Below are 18,425 nucleotides of genomic sequence, written 5' to 3'. Positions count from 1 at the left end.
AGTGTGACGCACGAGGCATGACGGAGAGGACGGCTAGGCCTTCATCTGCGCAGTTTCCCGAGCCGGAGCGGCCTGCTGCGCTTCTTTCGGGTCTCGCTCGCCCTTCTTCTGCCGCACCCCGCTCTCGATGCGGCCGCCGAGCTCGTTGTCGATATTCCGCCAGTATTCGAAGGCGCGCACGAGAATCGGTTCGGACACCCCGCCCAGGAGATGACCGACGACGTTGTCGACGAGACGGTCGCGTGCGGCATCGTCGAGCACCTCGTGGACCATCGTTCCGGCCTGACCCCAGTCGTCGTCCTCCGCATGCTGCGAATACGCTGCTCGCACCATGTCGCCGTCCGCGAACCACCGTGCCGTCTCGCCCACCTGCGAAGGATCGGCATGCGGACCGCCCTTGGAATTGGGCACATACACCGGGTCCCCCGGATTGTGGTGGCGCATGGTGCCGTCCTTCGAATACGACCGGACGGGTACGACGGGCCTGTTGACGGGCAACTCCTTGTAGTTGGCACCGATGCGATGGCGGTGAGCGTCCGGGTACGAGAACAACCGGCCGAGCAGCATCTTGTCGGGACTCGGACCGATGCCGGGCACCAGATTGCTGGGTTCGAATGCGGCTTGCTCGATCTCGCAGTGGTAGTCGGTGGGGTTGCGGTCCAGGGTCATCCTGCCGACGGTGATCAGCGGGTAGTCGCCGTGTGGCCACACCTTGGTGAGGTCGAACGGGTTGAACCGGTAGGTCTTGGCGTCCTCGAACGGCATGATCTGCATCTTCAGGGTCCAACTCGGGAAGTCACCGCCCTCGATGTGCTCCCAGAGATCACGGGTGTGGTAGTCCGTGTCCATGGCGGCCATCTGATCACCCTCGTGCTGGGTGAAGCACTCGACTCCCTGATCGGTCTTGAAGTGGTACTTCACCCAGTATCGTTCCCCGGCAGCATTGACCCACATATAGGTGTGGCTGGAGTAGCCGTTCATGTGTCGCCACGTCCGGGGAATGCCCCGGTCTCCCATCAGCCAGGTCACCTGGTGAGCGGATTCGGGTGACAGCGTCCAGAAGTCCCACTGCATGTCGTGGTCGCGCAGATTGTTGTCGGCACGGCGCTTCTGGGAGCGGATGAAGTCCTGGAACTTCATCGGATCCTTGACGAAGAAGATCGGCGTGTTGTTACCGACCATGTCGTAGTTGCCCTGGTGCGTATAGAACTTGATCGCGAATCCCCGTGGATCCCGCCATGTGTCCGGGCTCCCCCGTTCGCCTGCGACGGAAGAGAATCTGATCAGAAGATCGGTTTTCCTGCCGGGCTGGAAGAGGTCGGCCTTGGTGTAGGCGCTGACGTCTTCGGTGACCTCGAACCTTCCGAATGCGCCGCCACCTTTCGCGTGCGGTTGCCGCTCCGCGACACGCTCCCGATTGAACTGCGCCATCTTCTCGATCAAGTAGTGGTCTTGGAGAAGGATCGGTCCGTCAGGTCCGATAGTGAGCGAATGCTCGTCACTCTCCACCGGGATGCCGGCGTCGTCGGTGGTGAAGTTCAGCTCTGTCATTGCGGTACTCCTTCAGCACGATGCGCGGCTGAGGCGTACCCCTGCGGGGGGCTGGCGAAACTGCTCCGGCGAGGTCTTTCACACTGACTCTTCCGAGGTAGACCGCTGCCGGTACCAGGGCGCCGATCAGGAGCAGAAGAGTCCACGCCGAGGCGAGAAGCAGCACGTCACCACCGGGGCCGCCGAGCATGCAGAGCAGGAATCCCAGTCCCCATCCCGCGAGCGGAAGGGCGGCCGCGCCCGACCGGCCGGTGATCGATCGGGCTGCGATCACCAGAGCAAGGTTGACGACCGCCGCCGCGAGGATGCTCACCGGAAAAGGCGTCGCGCCGAGATACAGGGGCAGGAAGAGCACCGAGAGGATCGCGCAGAGAAAGCCGTCGAACACCAGCAACGCGAGGGTCATCCTGTCCAGAACATCGAACTGTCGGGATCTCGCTGCGGCGTCGACGGTCATGCCTCAATAGTGGATCAGGGAACCGGTGGGTACCCGAGCAGGGTCAGCAAATGGCTCTGCATGTCGGCGAAGGCGTACAGCGTGCTGTAGTACAGCTCATGCTGCGCCGGCCACGACGGCTTCAGCGTGTCGACGAACGCGACAATCGCGTTCTGAACATCCCAGTTGTACATCTTCGCCCTCCCGGTGATCATCACACGATTCGTGATGTGCGCCACAGTGTAATACGTGTGCGTGGTCACGTATCAGGCGGCTCAGTGATCCACACCACTGAAGAGGTCCCGCTCCCGACCGGCGGCGTCCAGCTCACCGACGCGTCCCCTGACCAGGACGAAGTGTTCCTCGCCCAGAATCGGCTGGGCGATGTTGTTCGACAGCGCGTACTCGGTGCCGCTCGGCGCGACCGTCACCTGGGTGGCGTGTGCGGCCAGCGCCGCCCTCTTTGCCGCGACCACGCCCTGCACGTCCACCACGGTGGTCACCTCGATATCCGGAACGCTCGGCAACTCACCGGGTTCAGGGAGCCGCCATCCCTCGGGGAGGTCGCCGATCCGGCTCAGTCCCGACTCCAGCGCCGCCCTCCCGGTCACGGTCCAATACAGCTTGGCCACGTTCCACGGCTCACCCGCCTCCGGATAGCGCGCCGTTCCCGCTGCCTCCACCGCTACCGTGGTGATGGCGTGCGCCTTGATGTGATCGGGATGGCCGTACCCACCGTCGGTGTCGTAGGTGATGACGACCTGCGGGCGCAGGTCCCGGATCACCGCCACCATGGCCACGATCGCCGATTCCCTGTCCGCATTGACGAAGGCCCGCGGGTTGACGGCAGCCGCCGTGCCCGCCATACCCGAGTCGCGAAAGTGACCGGCTCCCGAAAGGAATCGGGGGCGGCCCGCACCCAGATGCGCGAGCGCGGAAGTCAGTTCACCGATCCTGTATCCACCGAGCTGGTCCGCGTCGCCGGCCACCAGTTGCGCCCATTCGTCGCCGATCACCTCGCCTTCCTCGCCGAGTGTGCAGGTCAGTACCTGCACCCGCGCACCCTCTGCCGCATACCGGGCGATGGTGCCGCCGGTGGTGAGGGTTTCGTCGTCGGGATGGGCATGGACCAGCAGGAGTCGCCGCTCAGTCATTGATCGGTCCTGTTCCACTCCGCCGCGTCGCTGAAGATTCCGACCGGTATCGCACCCGTGAGGGACACGCCCTCGACTCCCGGTCCCGCAGCCACGATCGTGCGGTCCTGCATGATCGGCAGCACAGCCGCGAGATCCCACAGTCGGCGGTCCGCCTCGGACAGTGCCTGCCTCACCTCACCTGTTCCCCGCAGCGCGGCGTCGATGGAGGGTTGCAGACCGGGGTCGCACACACCCGACAGATTGGCGGGTGCCTCGGCCTCCGAGACCGGAACATCTTCTGTGGCATCCTTGTCCACGCTCATCGGCACCGGGCCGGCCGGCGGGCAACCGTGGCGGGAAGCGAGAGCGGTTGCCGGGTCGGCGCCGGCACGCGACCATCCGAGGATCGCCCCGACATCACCGTTCGTCAGGGCGTCGCCGTACAGTTCTTCCGCCGGAAGCGACACGACGCTGGCCGCGACGCCCGCACCCCGCAACTCGTCCGCCGCGGTATTGGCAACTGCATTGGCGGTGCCGTCGCCTTCGGGTGTTCCGATGACCAGCGTCAGTGGCACACCTTCCCGGACGAGACGGGTGGGGAGGACCGATTCCGCCGAACCGCCGGCGGGCTCCGGCGTCTCCACCAGGTAACCGAGTTCGGCGAGGCGGGCGAGTACGTGCTCGCGAGCAGGCCGGCCCGGTGCGGTAGCGACGTATCCGGGGTCGGAGGGGGCGTAGACCTGCGACCGCGCCGGAACGGCGGACGCCTCGTTTCCGGCCCCGACCACGGCGAGCAGGTCCGGATCGAGAAGGTCGAGCAGGCTCTGCCGTACCCGCACATCGGCGAGTTCGGGCACCCGGCCGTTGAGCGTGAGGTCGAGGCTGCGCGGCTGGAACGACACACCGGTCCGCACCGCCGGAATCGCGTCGAGTTGCGCCGACGTGGCAGTGCCCCCGTGGATCTGCACGACCTGAGTGTCGTTGCTGCGCATGGAATCTGCGAGCTGTGCCGGTGTCCCGTCCCGGCGCATCAGGATCTGATCCGGTACGGCCGGCTTGTCCCAGAATCGGTCGTTTCGCTCGAGCAGGATTTCGTCGCGGCCCCGGTCGATGGACTTGATGTGGAAGTACGCGCCCGACACCGGGATGTTCTCGGACAGTCCGGTGGCGAACCCTCCCGGCGAATCCTTGATCAGGTGCGAAGGCAGCAGGTCGGTGAACAGTTCACGCCATGCCGGGTACGCCGCCCGCATGACCACCTCGACCGACTTGCCACCGCCCGCCGATTTCACGTCCTCGATCAATCGGTACCCGGCGGGGTCGACCACTCCGGGTGCGCTGATCATCTGCTGCCACAGATAGCGAAAGTCCTCCGCCGCGATGGGTGCACTGTCGGACCACTGCGCCTCGTTCCGCAGCTGATACGTGATGGTGAACGGTTCCTGCGAGGTCACGTCCGCCGACAGCAGCAGGGCGGGATCCGGCACCCAATTGCTCACACCCGGCCGTTCGGGGTCCACCACCGGCCGGAACGGACTGGGCAGCACGAGTGAACTCACCGCGGTGTTCGCGGGCGACTGGTCCGCCAGCAGGTGCGGGTTGAATCCGCTGCCCACATCGTCGATGGCGACGACAACGGGTTGCTTCTCGGTTGCCGACACGGTCGGTTTGGGGCTGTCGGTGCTCTCGACGGGCGGGGGCGGATCGGCGGTGCACGACGCCAGCACCGACGTCGACAGAGCCAACGCCAACACCGTCGTTCCGAATCGACCTCCAGCTACCACCGCGCCGCCTTTCGTCAGAGATACCGGAAGGCTCCGATACCGGAAGGCTCCGATACAGAAAGGCTCCGGAAACCCACAGGCGAATGTACCTTCGGCCGCGATGAATCGACCGAAGGGACATTCGCCCGGTTGTGTTCCTTGGTGCGGATTCAGCCGCTCAGATGGCAGCCTTGTCACGCGACTTGGAGCGCGAACGCTCACGGGCACGGTCGTTGGCCGACAGGTGCAACTTGCGCACCCGCACGACCTCCGGTGTGACCTCGACACACTCGTCGACGGCACAGAATTCCATCGCGCCTTCGAGTTCGAGCTTCTTCGGCTTGGCCAGTGTCTCCATCACGTCGGCGGAAGACTGACGCATGTTGGTCAACTTCTTCTCGCGGGTGACGTTGATGTCGAGGTCTTCCTGGCGGGGGTTGATACCCACGACCATGCCCTCGTAGGTGTCGGCGCCCGGCTCCACGAAGAAGGTGCCGCGGTCGGCGAGCTGGATCATGGCGAACGGGGTGACCGTTCCGCTGCGGTCCGACACGAGCGAACCGGTGTGGCGGGCCCGGATCTCGCCGGCCCAAGGTGCGTAGCCGTGGAACACAGCGTTCGCGATGCCGGTTCCGCGGGTCTCGGTGAGGAAGTCGGTACGGAAACCGATGAGGCCGCGCGAGGGAACGATGAATTCCATGCGCACCCAGCCGGCACCGTGGTTGGCCATCTGCACCATCTTGCCCTTGCGGTTGGCGAGTAGCTGGGTGATGGCACCCAGGTACTCCTCGGGGCTGTCGATGGTGAGCTCCTCGAAGGGCTCGTGCACCTTGCCGTCGACCTGACGGGTGACCACCTGCGGCTTGCCGACGGTGAGCTCGAAGCCTTCGCGGCGCATCTGCTCGACGAGGATGGCCAGCGCCAGCTCACCACGACCCTGCACCTCCCAGGCGTCGGGACGGCCGATGTCGAGCACCTTGAGCGAGACGTTGCCGATCAGTTCCGCATCGAGGCGTGCCTTGACCATGCGCGACGTCAGCTTGTGACCCTGCACGCGGCCGACGAGCGGCGAGGTGTTGGTGCCGATCGTGACCGAGATGGCCGGCTGATCGACGGTGATCCGGGGCAGCGGCACCGGGTTGTCGAGGTCGGCGAGGGTATCGCCGATCATGATGTCCGGGAAGCCGGCGACAGCGCAGATGTCACCCGCGACAGCGACCTCACCGGATACGCGCTCGACACCGATGGTGGTGAGGAGTTCGGTGATCTTGGCCTTGGTGACCACGGGCTCGCCGTCCACCTCGCGACACCAGGAGACGGTCTGTCCCTTGCGCAGCTCGCCGTTGTGGATGCGGACCAGCGCGAGGCGGCCGAGGAATGCCGACGCGTCGAGGTTGGTGACGTGAGCCTGCAGCGGCGCGTCCACGTTGCCCTTGGGCGCCGGGACGCACTCCATCAGGACCTCGAACAGTGCGTCGAGATTCTCGGCATCGGGTGCGTGGCCGTTCTCGGGCTGCGCCTTGGAGGCCTTGCCTTCACGGCCGGAGGCGTAGAGGACGGGAAGGTCGAGCGCGAGCTCGGCAGCCTCGGCGGCCTCGTCGGTGAGATCCGACGCGAGGTCGAGGATCAGGTCCTGAGCTTCGGTGACGACCTCGGCGATGCGGGCGTCGGGACGGTCGGTCTTGTTGACCACGAGGATGACGGGCAGCGAGGCGGCGAGCGCCTTGCGCAGCACGAAGCGGGTCTGCGGAAGCGGTCCCTCGGATGCGTCGACGAGAAGCACGACGCCGTCGACCATGGACAGTCCGCGCTCGACCTCTCCGCCGAAGTCGGCGTGGCCGGGTGTGTCGATCACGTTGATGATGGTGATCGAGCCGTCCTCGTTCCGCTTGTGAACAGCGGTGTTCTTCGCGAGGATGGTGATGCCCTTCTCGCGTTCGAGGTCTCCGGAGTCCATGACACGATCGACCAGCTCGGCGCGTTCCTCGAATGCCCCGGATTGGCGCAGCATGGCATCGACGAGGGTGGTCTTGCCGTGGTCGACGTGTGCGACGATGGCAACGTTACGGAAGCTGGTAGTGGTCACGCGATAGCTCTCCTGGCTGAGTTGATTCGGCCACGCGAAAGTTCACTCGCACGGCTTTCTGGCGGCCGCCTTGTCATCCCGATCCGGAATGATTCCGACTGCGGAATCCCTCGTCGAGGCACAATTGCCCAGTACTGGCATTACGGCCCTGTGAATACTACCCGCTCGAGGCCTCTTCTCGCGCATCGCGGGCGGCATCGAGACGTTCCGACCAGCACAAAGTGATCTGCGCCACGTCGGGTCTCACCACGCTGTCTGCGGCGCAGGACCGGAACTCAGGCTCGGCTAACGTGTCGGTGAACCGGGTTTGGCGAGGAAGCAGGAGGCCGACCGCGTATGGGCAAGGTCAAGGCCACCGAGGTCTCGAGTCTGAAACCGAAGAAGAAATGCTGCCGTAAGAAGATTCGATGCCTGAAGTGCCCGGTCGTCATCATGCGCATGAGGAAGCTCGAGAACGAGGGCGCCACCAAGAAGGAATTGAAGAAGGGGCTGAAGAAGGCCCGCGCCGCCTGAGGTGCGCACTCACCGCCTCCCGTCGAGGAACGGCAGGAGGTCGGGGACCCATCCCCTGTCGTTCTCCACGAGATCGGCGGATTCCAGTTCCAGTGCATCCACCCACCGCAGCCCCGCGTGGTCGAGCGCGGTGGGTGTTCCCGACACCAGTTCCACCCGGTAGGCCCGCAACACCCGCCCGTCCGGAAGTGGCACGTCGCCTCCCACCCGATCGCCGGCCGACACCTCTATACCCAGCTCTTCCCGTAACTCGCGACACAGCGCAGCTGCAGGGGTCTCCCCTGCCTCTGCCTTGCCGCCGGGCAATTCCCACAGTCCCGCAAGTTCGGGTGGACGGTTCCTCTGGGCGAGCAGCAGACGCCCGTCCACGATTACGGCGCCCGCCACAACTTCGCCGGCGCCCGCCACAACTTCGCCGGCGCCCGAAGCAACTTCACCGATATCGGCGGCGGACCTTGCATGTTCCGATTGCACCGCACCATCATGAGGTATGCCCGAGTTGCTGTCAGACGGACTGATCGATGCCGCACTCGCGGAGCTGCCGGGGTGGGGGCGATCAGGTGACTCCCTCGTCCGCACGATCGAGTCCCCGAGTTTCCCCGACGCCATCGACCTCGTCGGGAAGGTGGCGGACGAGGCCGAGGCGATGAATCACCATCCGGACATCGACATCCGATGGCGCCGGGTCACCTACACGCTGTCGACGCATTCGGCGGGCGGCATCACGCAGCTGGATCTGGATCTCGCTTCACGGATCGATGCTCTGATCTAGCAGACGACGGCCCCTCGGGGGCGTCCGCGGCGCGCCGGCCCGCATAGATCACGAGCACGAACACACCGAATGCCCCGGCGACGTCCACCGCGCCCAGCCATGCGAGCACCGCGGGACGGGAGATCAGCCAGATGGAGTCCTGGAAGAAGCTGAGAACCCAGGGGACGCCGATCAGCGTGGTGACGAGCCAGTACCCGGCGAGGATGCGGGTGGCCGGTAGCTTTCCGTACGGTCCGTGGAGCATCCAGATGAGCATCGGGATCACCCACACCCAGTGGTGCGACCACGAGATCGGTGAGACGAGCAGTCCGACCAATTCCACAATCACGAGGGTGCCGAGCCGGTCGTCGCGGGCCAGGGTTCTCGCCGCGAACGCCGCGAGGACCACGGTGACCGCCACGGCCGCGAGCCAGAACACGCCGGTCTCGACGTCGTAGCCGAGCAACCGGCTCAGGGCCCCGCGCAGCGATTGGTTCCACACCGAACCCACGGGCCCGATCCGGTCGGCGTCACCGAGCAGGTGGCTGAAGTATTCGCGCGCCTCGGATCCGATCAGCAGATAGCTCACTCCTACCGTCGCCGCGAAGGCGACGGCCGAGAAGAGCGCGGTTGTCCACCGTCGCTGCAGAAGGAAGTAGAGGCCCGTGATCGCGGGTGTGAGTTTGATGCCTGCGGCGATACCGACGAGCGCACCGGACAGCCACCACCGTGAACTGCGTACCGCGGTCATGACGAGTAGTGCCAGGAACACGTTGATCTGGCCGTAGTCGAGCGTTGTCCGGACGGGTTCGATCCACACGCCCACCGTTGTCCAGAGAACGGCGACCGCCCGCCAGTGGGGCGCCCGGGCCGCGTCCCCGAGCAGGAGGCTCAGGCTCATCCGCGCCAACGCATACAGGGCGAGGATCGTGAGCAACTGCCAGCACACACCCAATACGGGAAACGGGATGAAATGCAGCGGAAAGAAGACGAGCGCCGCGAAGGGCGGATAGGTGAACGGCAGCGGGAAGTCGGGAGTCACCTCGGAGTAGGTGAAGTCGTAGAGGCTGCCCTTGGCGAGCGCCGCGGAACCGTCGACGTAGACGTGCAGGTCGACGAGGTTCATTCCGTTGGGACTCGACAGTGTCCACGCCATGCGGGCGAGTACGGACAACGCGAGAAGGAGAGGCGACCATCGGAGCAGTGCGTGCATGGCCGCGCCACCCCGGGTACGCGTCACCTGCTCCGGCGGGACGCTGGACATTGCGTCGTCGGACACTGGATGGTCGGGCACTGGATGGTCGGGCACTGTGCGGCGGTCTCCCGTCAGATGTGGCGAGGTCCGAGCAATCTCGCGAACGGTCTCGAACAGAGTAGACGGCCGTTCGGTCCGAACCTGCCGTCTCTGTCGCCGCCGGTAACAGTTGCATCAACATTCACACAGACCACATCGGTCGCACGCTATGGTCACCGGAGGATCACCGTCGGGGTCTGTATGCCATAGACTCCACCGGGGTGCCGCAGCTCACTAAGCAGATAGCAGTGAGCTGTACAACCCGGGGGCGCTGTACATAGAGTGACCCCCCGAGCCGTCAGACGTGGACAGTATTTGCCTCCACGCTGTTATGACAAGGATGGGGAGACTGTGCTTCGAACCCGAGGTATGCGTAGAGCGTCGATAGCTCTCGCCGTTGCCGCAGCAGCTGCGATCGCAGTACCGGCGCAGGCGTTTGCGCAGCCGACACCGCCGCCCGTGCCCGAGGGTGTTCCCGTGGAGATGCTTGCGTCGATTGCACCCGCGATTATCGGCGTCGCCGCCGGTACCCAGGACATTTCCAACGGACCGCAGCAGGAGCTGCTGGACCAGGCACGGAACATCCTCGAGACGCCGGGCATCCCGCCGGAACTCAAGTCCACCCTCGAGCGCATCATCACGTTCCTCGATGGCAGCGGGGGCGGTGGACCCGAGATCCCGCAGGAGAATGCGCCGGTCATCGCGCAGTTCCTGTACCCGACCATCGGTCAGAACTGCATCGGTGAGGGCCAGGATTCCGTGGGTACCGCACTCGCGGTTCCCGGTCCGGCCGAGCTGCCCCCGCCCGGACCCGCTGCGGGTCAGGCCGCATTCGTGTTCACCGCCCTCGGAACCCAGCCACCCGCCCCCGAGCAGCCGAATCCGCTGACCGTGACGTGGGTCAACCTGGACAACCAGCGCCGCGCCACCCAGAATCTCACCGACGAGGCACGTATCAACCCGGACGGCCCGGCAACCTTGTCGACCATCGCCGACACCGGTCCCGGCCGCGTGGTCGCCGTCATTTCGGGTGGTCTCACCACTCAGGCTGAAGGCAGCGCGCCGATCACGTGCAGTTTCCTACCGACCGTGGGCATGTTCCAGGTCGCGTAGTTCAGCACGCTCCACCGACGAGCGAGGGGTTCTCCGGTTTCCGGAGAACCCCTCGTTCGTTTGCGCAGGTTTCCGTTTGCCGCGCCGAATGCCGTGGTAAACCGAGGAATGCCCTCGATGCCGCATATGCCTGATCACTCGCTGCGTTCACGTCGTTCCCGTCGGTCGATCCTCTCGTTCCGGTCGGAAGGGTCGATTCTGTCGATCTGCTCGGCCTATTCGATTCTGTCCATCGGCAGCGTTGGGTCGATGTTGTCGATCGGATCGGCAGGCTCGGCCGGATCGGCACTGAGCGCGGGCTCGTTCGCCAGCCTCGGATCCGCGTTCTCCGGACTGTCGCGGTGGTCCCTGATGTCGTGGCGCGGCTGGCACGACGCCCCTCTCGAGCCGCATCCAGCCCTCACTGTCATCGCCGAGGAACCGGACCTGACGCGAGACTCGACGGCTCACGTCCAGTCCTGAGTACCGCGACGGCGGCCCTGAGTTCATAGCTGCTCGAGGATCTCGGGCGACCGGTCGCAGCACAGCGCGGAAAACGGTCCACCGCTCTACACTCCAGATCGTCTCGAAACACTTTCAAGGAGCTGGCGAATGGACAAAGACGTCGTGGTCGTTATCGGTGTGGGCGGCATGGGGCAGGCGATCGCCCGCCGCGTGGGCAGCGGGCGGAGGGTATTGCTGGCCGACTTCGACGAGGCCACGCTGGACTCGGCCGCCGACCTGCTGCGCGGCGAAGGCCACGACGTCATCTCCCGGGCAGTCGACGTATCCGACCGCGACTCGGTGGTGTCCCTCGCCGACACGGCCGCCGAGCTCGGACGGGTCACCCACGTCGCGCACACGGCGGGACTGTCCCCGGAACAGGCGCCGACTGAGGCGATCCTGCGGGTGGATCTACTGGGCGTAGCGCTGGTGCTCGACGAGTTCGCGCGGATCATCGCTCCCGGCGGCGCAGGCGTGGTCATCGCCAGCATGGCCGGGCACATGTCGGGCGGGTTGCCTGCCGAGCAGGAACGGGCGCTCGCCGCGACCCCGGCGCCGGAACTGCTGGGGCTGCCCTTCCTGGCACCCGACACCGTCGGTGTTCCGGCGATGGCGTATGTGCTGGCCAAGCGCGCGAACGCACTGCGGGTCCAGGCAGCGGCAGGCGCCTGGGGTCAGCGCGGCGCGCGGATCAACTCGATCAGCCCGGGTGTCATCTCCACGCCGATGGGCCAGCAGGAATTGGCCGGCGAGTCCGGGCAGACGATGCAGGCGATGGTGGACATGTCCCCCGCCAAGCGTCTCGGCACCCCGGACGACATCGCCGCGGCCGCCGCGTTTCTGCTCGACCCTCAGGCCGGGTTCATCACCGGCACCGACCTTCTCGTGGACGGCGGTGTGGTTGCCACGATCCGCACGCTGATGCCGGCCGGCTGACACTCGGTGATTCCGCTGGTATCGGACCATGACCAGAGCGTGTACGGAGCGTTTCGATGCATACTGAACCCGTGAACTCGGCCCCGACAACACCCCGCTCGATACGAGCCCTGCACAGGCAGTTTCGCTCGCTGGAGGGAGGGGATATCCGGTCGACGGCCGGCATGCACGAAGCGGTGTTCGTCGGTCCCCGCTTCCTCCGACTGGTGGCGCCGAGAGCGATCGCTCTCGGCGGCATGCCGGGCTGGTACGGCAAGAGATTCGATGCAGCGGGTGAGGGCGTCAACCTGCTGCGGGAGAGCGACGGTTCGCTGCGGGAGACGCTGCCGATGCGCGTGCGTCTCGATGCCTCCTGGCTCGACGGACGCCCGGCACTGGTGGTGTCGTACGGTTCCGGCGCTCCGGTCCCGTGGCGGTGGGTGCGCGACGAGTTCCGGGTGCTCGACGACCGGACGCTCCTCGCGCTGACATTCGCGATCAGCCCCCGGTCACGGGTGCTCGCGAGCCCGTTCACCCTGATCCGCAGGGACTGATCCGGCGGGACCCGGACCGGAACTCAGGACCCGTGCACGAAGAAGGCCGTGTACAGGAACGAGGCGACGGTGTAAACGAGGTCGAGGATCAGGTCCATGGTGTTACCTTCGTGATCGGAGTGAACTGTAGTGACATCTGTCTATCGCCGATTCGCCGAGTCGCGTTTCACCGGAAAGGATGCGCTCATGCCGTGGAGCCGCGATGAGCTCGAGAAAGCGTTTGCCAACTACCAGGACACCGTGCGGCGTTGCGTCGAACTGAGCGACTGGAGCGGCTTCGCCGACCTCTTCACCGAGGACGCCAGCTACGTCGAGCACGCTTTCGGCAAATTCGAGGGGCGGGACGCGATCCGCAGGTGGGTCACCCGCACCATGTCAGCGTTTCCCGGCAGCCGGATGCCCAGCTTCCCCGCGACGTGGCACGTGATCGACGACGAGCGCGGATGGGTGATCTGCGAAATCGACAACCCCATGGAGGACCCCGGCGACGGTTCCGTGCATTCGGCCGCGAACATCACGATCCTGCACTATGCGGGTGACAACCTGTGGTCTCGTGAGGAAGACGCATACAACCCGCTGAACTTTCTTGCCGCAGCCAAAAGCTGGTGCCGCGCAGCAGAAGCCGCCGGAAACCTCCCCGACGACGCCCGGGAGTGGCTTAGCCGGATGGGCGGGTAGCCGCGTGCGTCACCACTGACCGTAGTCGGGCTTCAGGATGTCGTTGAGATCGATACCGACACCGTCGATGCTGCGCGCGTCGATCTCGTACTGATGCAGGTGCGCCGCGGGATGGACGTAGCCCTCCGGTGTCCCCCAGTCGTGCTGCCAAAACCACGACCCGAGGCCGGCGACGATCGCCAGGTCGAGCGTCTTCGAGTTGGCGTAGATTCCGGTATTCGCCTTGCCCACAACGGATTCCCACCCAGCGAGGTAGGGCGCGATCATCGTTACGAAGTCGGCGGGGGTGGGGTTGTCGTCGATGGACGCGTAGATGGGCCGATCTTCGGGTCCGCCCGCGGCAAGGTGCAATTCGAGTCCGCGCTCGGCGTGCCGCTTGCCCGCTTCCAGGCCTCCGCGCCAGTCCGCCGTCTTCCCCTTGCCGAATTGGTAGCACGACACCACCGACAGTCCCGCACCGAGCAGTGACTCGGCCTCGTCGACGAGCATCGGCTTGCCCTCCATCCACTCGGCGCCCGGTCTGCGATCGGACACGTAGCGGATGGCGCCGTCATACCCGGCTTCGAGTATGGCGTCGGCCGATGGCACACCACCCGAATAGTCGATGAGGGTGCCCAGGCTCTTCGCATCGGCCACGGCGACGGACAAGGTTGTGGAGGTGAGAGCCGCGATTCCCGCGACCGCCGAACCCGCCGCCGCGTACCGAAACAGGTCTCTTCGAGAAATCAGCACAGTGGCCCCCATATCAATCGATCGCAGCCACCGCATATCCGATCGGTCGCGCTGCGGCGTGTCTTCGACACCTGGTGTAGCTCTCTCGGTATCTTGGTCCGTTTGCATTCCACCATATTCACAGGGGTCCCGCCAGACACTTGGCCTACATCCGCCCCACATACCACTCGAGACACGCTGGTTCCGGGAATTCATTGCCGGGTGAGCCCGGCTGCTCGAAGTCGGGACGAACCGCTACAGCCGCTCGGCGAGCGCGAGCGCGGTCGAACCGAGTCTGGGCAGGCGGAGATCGGCGAAGGGTGTCAACGTATTGCCCATCCGATTGGTGACGAACGCGATCGACAGTCCGGTCTCAGGGTCGGCAAAGGCGCCTGAACCGCCCAAACCGTAGTGCCCGAACGTCGTCGAGGGCTGCCTGCGCCGTGCCACCATCCCCGCGTGGTATCCGAGCCGCCAGTTCATCGGGATGCCCAGCACGTAATCCCGGCCCGTCGTCTGAACCTCGCTCAGCCGCTCCACGACGTCGGGTCGCAGGAACTCGACCCCGCCGACGGTACCGCCGTTGGCCAATGCGCCGTACATCCTGGCGAGTGCGCGCGCACTGAACACCCCGTTCCATCCCGGCATGACGTAATCGTGGATCGCCGGGTTGCGTACAAGGGCATCGAACCCGGCCGGCATGCCGGCGTCCGCGATGTTACGGACCGCGGGCAACCGGGACAACGCGAACGAGGTGGCCCCCCAGGGAACCCCGAACGGGTTGATCCGGGGGAAGGTCTTCGCGATGCGGTGCCGCTGCTCGAGCGGAACCTCGTACCAGAATTCGGCCGCGCCGAGCGGCTCCGCGATCTCGGTGCGTACCAACTCGGTAAACGACGTTCCGGCCGCTCGGGAGGTGAGCTCGGCGACCAGTGAGCCGAAGGTGACGGCGTGATATCCGGACCCCTTCAGCCTGCGGGCGTCCGGCCTGGCGGCGGCCAGCGCGGAACTGACCAGAGAATGGTCCATCAGGCTCAGTTGGCCCGGGACGAGGCCACGTACACGATGCAACCCCGCCCGGTGGGACAGCAGCTCGCGCACGGTCACGTCGTGCTTGTCCGCTGCCGCGAACTCCGGCCAGTACTGCGCGATCGGCGAGTCGTAGTCGATGATCCCGCGCGCGGCCAGGCGATGCAGCACGGTGGAGGCAACACCCTTGCCGGTGGAGAAGCTGAGGGCGACGCTGTCCCTTTCCCAGCGGGTGTCGCGGCGTGCCCAACCTGCCCACACGTCCACGACGGGTTCGCCGTGCAGGTAGACCGACAGGGCGCCCCCGCCCTGCCGGGTGTCGTGGAAGAGCCCGAAGAACTGGTCCACGAGCATGCCGAACCGCTGGTCCACCAGCATTCCCGTCGGTGGCCGCACCGTGCGGCGCGGGAGCGGCCAGGGCGTCGTCGTGGTCACGTCGAACCTTCTTCGGTCAGATCTGCCGAAACCTGCAATTTACATCCTGTTTACACTCGAGAAAAGACACTTCATACGTGTTTTCGGTCGACGTGACCGCATCGTGGCCGGACTGCAACGAAGAGGTGTGTTCGGCGGGGTACTCATTTCGGTTCGAGGGAGTGAAAGTACTCCGCCCGGACCTCGACGTCCTCGACCAGCCGCGTTGTGGTCTGCACGCCCAACGAATGCTCTTTGAGCAGGTCACACAGCCGATCCCCGTCGATCAGGTCGATCGGCGGGGCGCCGTCCCGTTTCGACTCCGTCCGGGCGTCGCCGGTGAAGGTTCCGGTGGTGATGAGTAGACCCTTCTCGCCACGACCAGCCATGGCGCCGCGGAAGTCGCGCACCGCACCTGCTCCGACGCTGCCGCTGTAGCGTTTGCACTGAAAGAACACCGGGAAGCTCAGCAGCGACAGCTGGTATACGCCGAGCCCCTCGATGTCGCCGTCGCCTCCGCGGCCGGTGATCGAGGCACTCGAGAACCCTGCCTCCCGCAGCAGACGCTGGGTGAGGCGTTCGAAGGCCGCCGGCGACATCTTCAGGACGGTATCGAGCAGCAGGTCCTTCCAGTCCGCTTCGTTCTCCGCCTCGGCGATGTTCGCGTCCGGTTCCCCACTGCGGCGTGAGGCCGCCTTCGCGGACTTGCGGGCGGCGTTCTTCTTGCGGTTCTCGGCGGAGAACTCGGCGTGAAGCGGGCGGATTTCACTCTCGGAAACCTCGCGGCCCTTCTCCGTGACACTCCAGACCCCCCGACGGCTGTTGGTCAGCAGCCCCATGCCCTTGAGGTACGTGCGGGCCCACGCCAGCCGGTATTCGATCTCGGTACTGGGACCGTCCCCGTGGAGCACGCCCTGCACCTCCGACGAAAGCCCTTCTCGTTCAACGACGGCACTGTCGAGCTCCTCGTTGGACGCCGAACCACCGAGAGCTATGGCAGACTGAAGCGCTGGCCAGAGTAGGTCGACGTACTGAGGAACATGAACAGTCATGGCCCCAAGCATGCCGGAGCAGACGCCGGCGTCCGCACACGGTCCCCTGTCATCACCATGTACCTTTCGCCAGGCAGGCCACCACGCGATCGGCCGGCTGAGCCCGCATATCGTCTTACCGGACCGGCGGACGATCGGACAGGCGAGCCGAGACCACCATCCCCGGCCCGAAGATCCCACCGGATCCTCCCGAGCCGATGGACAGCGATGTGGTGAGGACAGCGTCTGATCCAGGCTCCCGCCGACGTCTCGATCGAGTGCGATGGCATCGGCCCGCGGGCACCTGGATCACTCCAGTTTCCCGAAGACCGTTCGACCTTCCAGGATGGTCGCGAGCACCTCGAGATCGGCGATCTCGTAGGGGTCTACGGACAGTGGATTCGCCGACAGCACCACGAGGTCGGCGTGCATGCCGGGAGTGATCGACCCGATGACGTCCTCGCTGCGGAGATGCCAGGCCGAGTTGATCGTTTCTGCCCGCAGAGCCTCTTCGGCGGAGATTCGTTCGTCTGGGGCGAGCACCCGCCCGGAGCGGGTGCGGCGGGTGACGGCGTCGGTGATGTTGCGCAAGGGACTCAGCGGGGTCACCGGGGCGTCGTTGTGGAACGAGATCCGCTGACCGGCTGCGATCGCCGAACCTGCTGCAGCCCAACGTTCTCCGTATTCGGGACCGAAGAGGTCGTCAACGAGAACGTCACCCCAGTAGTAGAGGTGGTCGACGAAGATACTGCAGGTGACACCGAGTTCGGTGGCCCGCCGGAACTGATCCGGGCGCATGGCACCGACATGCTCGAGCCGTAGCCGGTGATCCTCGCGAGGGATGTCGGCGAGCATGCGCTCCCACGCGTCGAGCACCATCGTGATCGTCTCGTCCCCGGTTGCGTGACAGGAGATCTGCCAGCCGTTCTCGAAGTATGGACGACTGATCTCGAGTATCTCGTCCGCCGTGTAGTTGGCGCTGCCCCGGCTGCCCACCAGTCCGAGCGCCCGCGTGGCCGCCGACTCGATGTAGGGGAAGCCGAGTGCGACGTTTCCGAGCCACGGTGACCCGTCGGCCCAAATCTTGATGCCCACCTGCCGGACGAGGTCGTCGCCGACTCCGGGCGAGACATCGCTCGCACGAGCGGGATTCGACATCTCGTAGAGGCGGAGCCTGGTGGTGAGCGCACCGGATCGGGCGAAATCCCTGAGCGTACGGCGGAAGCGCGGATCGAAAGACATTTCACTGGTGGTGGTGATGCCGGCCGCATTCATGCGCGCGCACTCCGCTGCAAGAAGTTCCGGCAGCCGGGCGGCGTCGTCCGCGAGCCACTTCAACGCCACCGCCATCACGGCGGGTGCCTCGAACGCCGAGCCGTCGAGTTCACCCGACTCGCCGCGGCCGAAGCTGCCGCCCTCGGGATCCGGCGTATCCTTCGTCAGCCCCGCCTCACGTGCGGCAACATCGTTGAAATAGGCGGCGTGGCCGGTGTTGTGCAGGATCACCAGCGCGGTATCGGGGGCGACCGAGTTCAGCCATTCACGGGTCGGAGTCGGCAAACCCTTCTGCAGCAGTGGATCCCAGCCGCTCAGCACGGCCCCGCCGGGGCGTTCCTCGAGGGCGCGGTGCACGATGGCGACGACTTGGCCGGCGTCGGCGACCGTCACGGGCCGGATGTCCACGACCGACGGGCCCAGGAGTATTGCGGAATTCAGCGGATGCCCGTGGGCCTCGACGAAACCCGGCAGGATACAGGCCCGGTGAAGGTCGAAGGCCATGGTTCCCGGACCTATCAGCGGGAACACTGCGGCGTCGTCACCGACGGCGGCGATCCTTCCATCCCTCACAGCGACCGCCTGCGCACGGGGAGCAGCGTCGTTCATGGTGACCACGTCACCGAACAGCACCACATCGGCAGCCATTCCGTCGTTCGTGCCCATCAGTGCACCCTCCGTCCAACCGGACG

The 18,425-nt window shown here is 65.8% G+C and carries 19 protein-coding genes; 7 read left to right on the top strand and 12 right to left on the bottom strand.

The genetic code is table 11. From position 1 onward, the window contains the following. Positions 1 to 33: 33 nt before the first annotated feature. The 6 genes from WAW17_RS10005 to typA form a co-directional block, all read right to left on the bottom strand. Entirely contained in the window at positions 34 to 1,551 is a 1,518-nt protein-coding gene (locus WAW17_RS10005; RefSeq protein ID WP_422332825.1) for a catalase, read from the bottom strand. After that, entirely contained in the window at positions 1,499 to 2,008 is a 510-nt protein-coding gene (locus WAW17_RS10000; RefSeq protein ID WP_422332824.1) for a hypothetical protein, read from the bottom strand. Before WAW17_RS10000 ends, WAW17_RS10005 begins: the two co-directional genes overlap by 53 nt. Positions 2,009 to 2,022: 14 nt before the next feature. Continuing rightward, positions 2,023 to 2,202: a hypothetical protein gene (locus tag WAW17_RS09995; RefSeq protein ID WP_422332838.1), complete on the bottom strand. Its 180-nt coding sequence runs from the start codon at positions 2,200 to 2,202 to the stop codon at positions 2,023 to 2,025. Positions 2,203 to 2,262: 60 nt separating this feature from the next. Continuing rightward, the gene (gene mshB / locus WAW17_RS09990) at positions 2,263 to 3,141 is read right to left on the bottom strand and encodes an N-acetyl-1-D-myo-inositol-2-amino-2-deoxy-alpha-D-glucopyranoside deacetylase (RefSeq protein ID WP_422332823.1); all 879 of its coding nucleotides are present in this window, start codon (positions 3,139 to 3,141) and stop codon (positions 2,263 to 2,265) included. Further along, positions 3,138 to 4,907, bottom strand: coding sequence for an ABC transporter family substrate-binding protein (locus WAW17_RS09985; RefSeq protein ID WP_422332822.1), 1,770 nt, complete (start codon positions 4,905 to 4,907; stop codon positions 3,138 to 3,140). The genes mshB and WAW17_RS09985 overlap by 4 nt, the downstream gene beginning before the upstream one ends. Positions 4,908 to 5,064: 157 nt before the next feature. After that, complete coding sequence (gene typA / locus WAW17_RS09980; RefSeq protein ID WP_422332821.1) at positions 5,065 to 6,972, bottom strand: translational GTPase TypA; 1,908 nt, start codon at positions 6,970 to 6,972, stop codon at positions 5,065 to 5,067. A 336-nt stretch (positions 6,973 to 7,308) separates the two neighbouring features. Here typA and WAW17_RS09975 point away from each other — a divergent pair, with 336 nt between their 5' ends. Continuing rightward, positions 7,309 to 7,485: a hypothetical protein gene (locus WAW17_RS09975; RefSeq protein ID WP_422332820.1), complete on the top strand. Its 177-nt coding sequence runs from the start codon at positions 7,309 to 7,311 to the stop codon at positions 7,483 to 7,485. Positions 7,486 to 7,494: 9 nt separating this feature from the next. Here the strand turns inward: WAW17_RS09975 and WAW17_RS09970 are convergent, their stop codons facing one another. Continuing rightward, the gene (locus tag WAW17_RS09970; protein ID WP_422332837.1) at positions 7,495 to 7,893 is read right to left on the bottom strand and encodes a (deoxy)nucleoside triphosphate pyrophosphohydrolase; all 399 of its coding nucleotides are present in this window, start codon (positions 7,891 to 7,893) and stop codon (positions 7,495 to 7,497) included. An 82-nt stretch (positions 7,894 to 7,975) separates the two neighbouring features. Between WAW17_RS09970 and WAW17_RS09965 the strand changes: the two genes are divergently transcribed. Continuing rightward, positions 7,976 to 8,257, top strand: coding sequence for a 4a-hydroxytetrahydrobiopterin dehydratase (locus tag WAW17_RS09965; protein WP_422332819.1), 282 nt, complete (start codon positions 7,976 to 7,978; stop codon positions 8,255 to 8,257). On the opposite strand, the gene WAW17_RS09960 is transcribed toward WAW17_RS09965, so the two are convergent. Beyond that, the gene (locus WAW17_RS09960; protein ID WP_422332836.1) at positions 8,208 to 9,530 is read right to left on the bottom strand and encodes a mannosyltransferase; all 1,323 of its coding nucleotides are present in this window, start codon (positions 9,528 to 9,530) and stop codon (positions 8,208 to 8,210) included. The two genes, WAW17_RS09965 and WAW17_RS09960, sit on opposite strands and share 50 nt — an antisense overlap. A gap of 351 nt (positions 9,531 to 9,881) precedes the next feature. On the opposite strand from WAW17_RS09960, the gene WAW17_RS09955 reads away from it, so the two are divergent. From WAW17_RS09955 to WAW17_RS09935, 5 genes are all read left to right on the top strand, one after another. Beyond that, positions 9,882 to 10,643 (top strand): hypothetical protein, encoded by a 762-nt coding sequence (locus tag WAW17_RS09955; protein WP_422332818.1) that lies wholly within the window; start codon positions 9,882 to 9,884, stop codon positions 10,641 to 10,643. A gap of 108 nt (positions 10,644 to 10,751) precedes the next feature. Then, the gene (locus WAW17_RS09950; protein WP_422332817.1) at positions 10,752 to 11,105 is read left to right on the top strand and encodes a hypothetical protein; all 354 of its coding nucleotides are present in this window, start codon (positions 10,752 to 10,754) and stop codon (positions 11,103 to 11,105) included. Between the two features lie 129 nt (positions 11,106 to 11,234). After that, positions 11,235 to 12,062, top strand: a complete 828-nt coding sequence (locus tag WAW17_RS09945; protein ID WP_422332816.1) for an SDR family oxidoreductase — start codon at positions 11,235 to 11,237, stop codon at positions 12,060 to 12,062. Positions 12,063 to 12,118: 56 nt separating this feature from the next. Beyond that, positions 12,119 to 12,595 carry a hypothetical protein gene (locus WAW17_RS09940; RefSeq protein WP_422332815.1) on the top strand — a complete coding sequence of 159 codons (477 nt, stop codon included), beginning with the start codon at positions 12,119 to 12,121 and terminating at the stop codon, positions 12,593 to 12,595. Between the two features lie 186 nt (positions 12,596 to 12,781). Further along, positions 12,782 to 13,273, top strand: a complete 492-nt coding sequence (locus WAW17_RS09935) for a nuclear transport factor 2 family protein (RefSeq protein ID WP_422332835.1) — start codon at positions 12,782 to 12,784, stop codon at positions 13,271 to 13,273. A 9-nt stretch (positions 13,274 to 13,282) separates the two neighbouring features. Here the strand turns inward: WAW17_RS09935 and WAW17_RS09930 are convergent, their stop codons facing one another. From WAW17_RS09930 to WAW17_RS09915, 4 genes are all read right to left on the bottom strand, one after another. Further along, entirely contained in the window at positions 13,283 to 14,017 is a 735-nt protein-coding gene (locus WAW17_RS09930) for a DUF1906 domain-containing protein (protein WP_422332814.1), read from the bottom strand. A gap of 222 nt (positions 14,018 to 14,239) precedes the next feature. Further along, complete coding sequence (locus WAW17_RS09925) at positions 14,240 to 15,448, bottom strand: serine hydrolase domain-containing protein (RefSeq protein ID WP_422332813.1); 1,209 nt, start codon at positions 15,446 to 15,448, stop codon at positions 14,240 to 14,242. A gap of 143 nt (positions 15,449 to 15,591) precedes the next feature. Continuing rightward, positions 15,592 to 16,491, bottom strand: a complete 900-nt coding sequence (locus WAW17_RS09920) for a restriction endonuclease (RefSeq protein ID WP_422332812.1) — start codon at positions 16,489 to 16,491, stop codon at positions 15,592 to 15,594. Positions 16,492 to 16,767: 276 nt separating this feature from the next. Beyond that, on the bottom strand, positions 16,768 to 18,399 hold the full coding sequence (locus WAW17_RS09915; protein WP_422332811.1) for an amidohydrolase: 1,632 nt from the start codon (positions 18,397 to 18,399) through the stop codon (positions 16,768 to 16,770). Positions 18,400 to 18,425: the final 26 nt, after the last annotated feature.

Origin of the sequence: Rhodococcus sp. (in: high G+C Gram-positive bacteria) (assembly GCF_049286785.1) — a bacterium.
Taxonomy (GTDB): Bacteria; Actinomycetota; Actinomycetes; order Mycobacteriales; family Mycobacteriaceae; genus Rhodococcus_F.
Note: the sequence above shows the minus strand (reverse complement) of the source record. Positions and strands in the feature narration are given on the sequence as shown.

Excerpts from the sequence above, each read along its gene's own strand:
- mshB (WP_422332823.1), bottom strand. The coding sequence starts at position 3,141 with ATGACTGAGCGGCGACTCCTGCTGGTCCATGCCCATCCCGACGACGAA.
- WAW17_RS09920 (WP_422332812.1), bottom strand. The coding sequence starts at position 16,491 with ATGCTTGGGGCCATGACTGTTCATGTTCCTCAGTACGTCGACCTACTC.
- WAW17_RS09935 (WP_422332835.1), top strand. The coding sequence starts at position 12,782 with ATGCCGTGGAGCCGCGATGAGCTCGAGAAAGCGTTTGCCAACTACCAG.
- WAW17_RS09915 (WP_422332811.1), bottom strand. The coding sequence starts at position 18,399 with ATGGGCACGAACGACGGAATGGCTGCCGATGTGGTGCTGTTCGGTGAC.
- WAW17_RS10000 (WP_422332824.1), bottom strand. The coding sequence starts at position 2,008 with ATGACCGTCGACGCCGCAGCGAGATCCCGACAGTTCGATGTTCTGGAC.
- WAW17_RS09995 (WP_422332838.1), bottom strand. The coding sequence starts at position 2,202 with ATGATCACCGGGAGGGCGAAGATGTACAACTGGGATGTTCAGAACGCG.
- WAW17_RS09975 (WP_422332820.1), top strand. The coding sequence starts at position 7,309 with ATGGGCAAGGTCAAGGCCACCGAGGTCTCGAGTCTGAAACCGAAGAAG.
- WAW17_RS09965 (WP_422332819.1), top strand. The coding sequence starts at position 7,976 with ATGCCCGAGTTGCTGTCAGACGGACTGATCGATGCCGCACTCGCGGAG.
- WAW17_RS09940 (WP_422332815.1), top strand. The coding sequence starts at position 12,119 with ATGCATACTGAACCCGTGAACTCGGCCCCGACAACACCCCGCTCGATA.
- WAW17_RS09950 (WP_422332817.1), top strand. The coding sequence starts at position 10,752 with ATGCCCTCGATGCCGCATATGCCTGATCACTCGCTGCGTTCACGTCGT.
- WAW17_RS10005 (WP_422332825.1), bottom strand. The coding sequence starts at position 1,551 with ATGACAGAGCTGAACTTCACCACCGACGACGCCGGCATCCCGGTGGAG.
- WAW17_RS09945 (WP_422332816.1), top strand. The coding sequence starts at position 11,235 with ATGGACAAAGACGTCGTGGTCGTTATCGGTGTGGGCGGCATGGGGCAG.
- WAW17_RS09930 (WP_422332814.1), bottom strand. The coding sequence starts at position 14,017 with ATGGGGGCCACTGTGCTGATTTCTCGAAGAGACCTGTTTCGGTACGCG.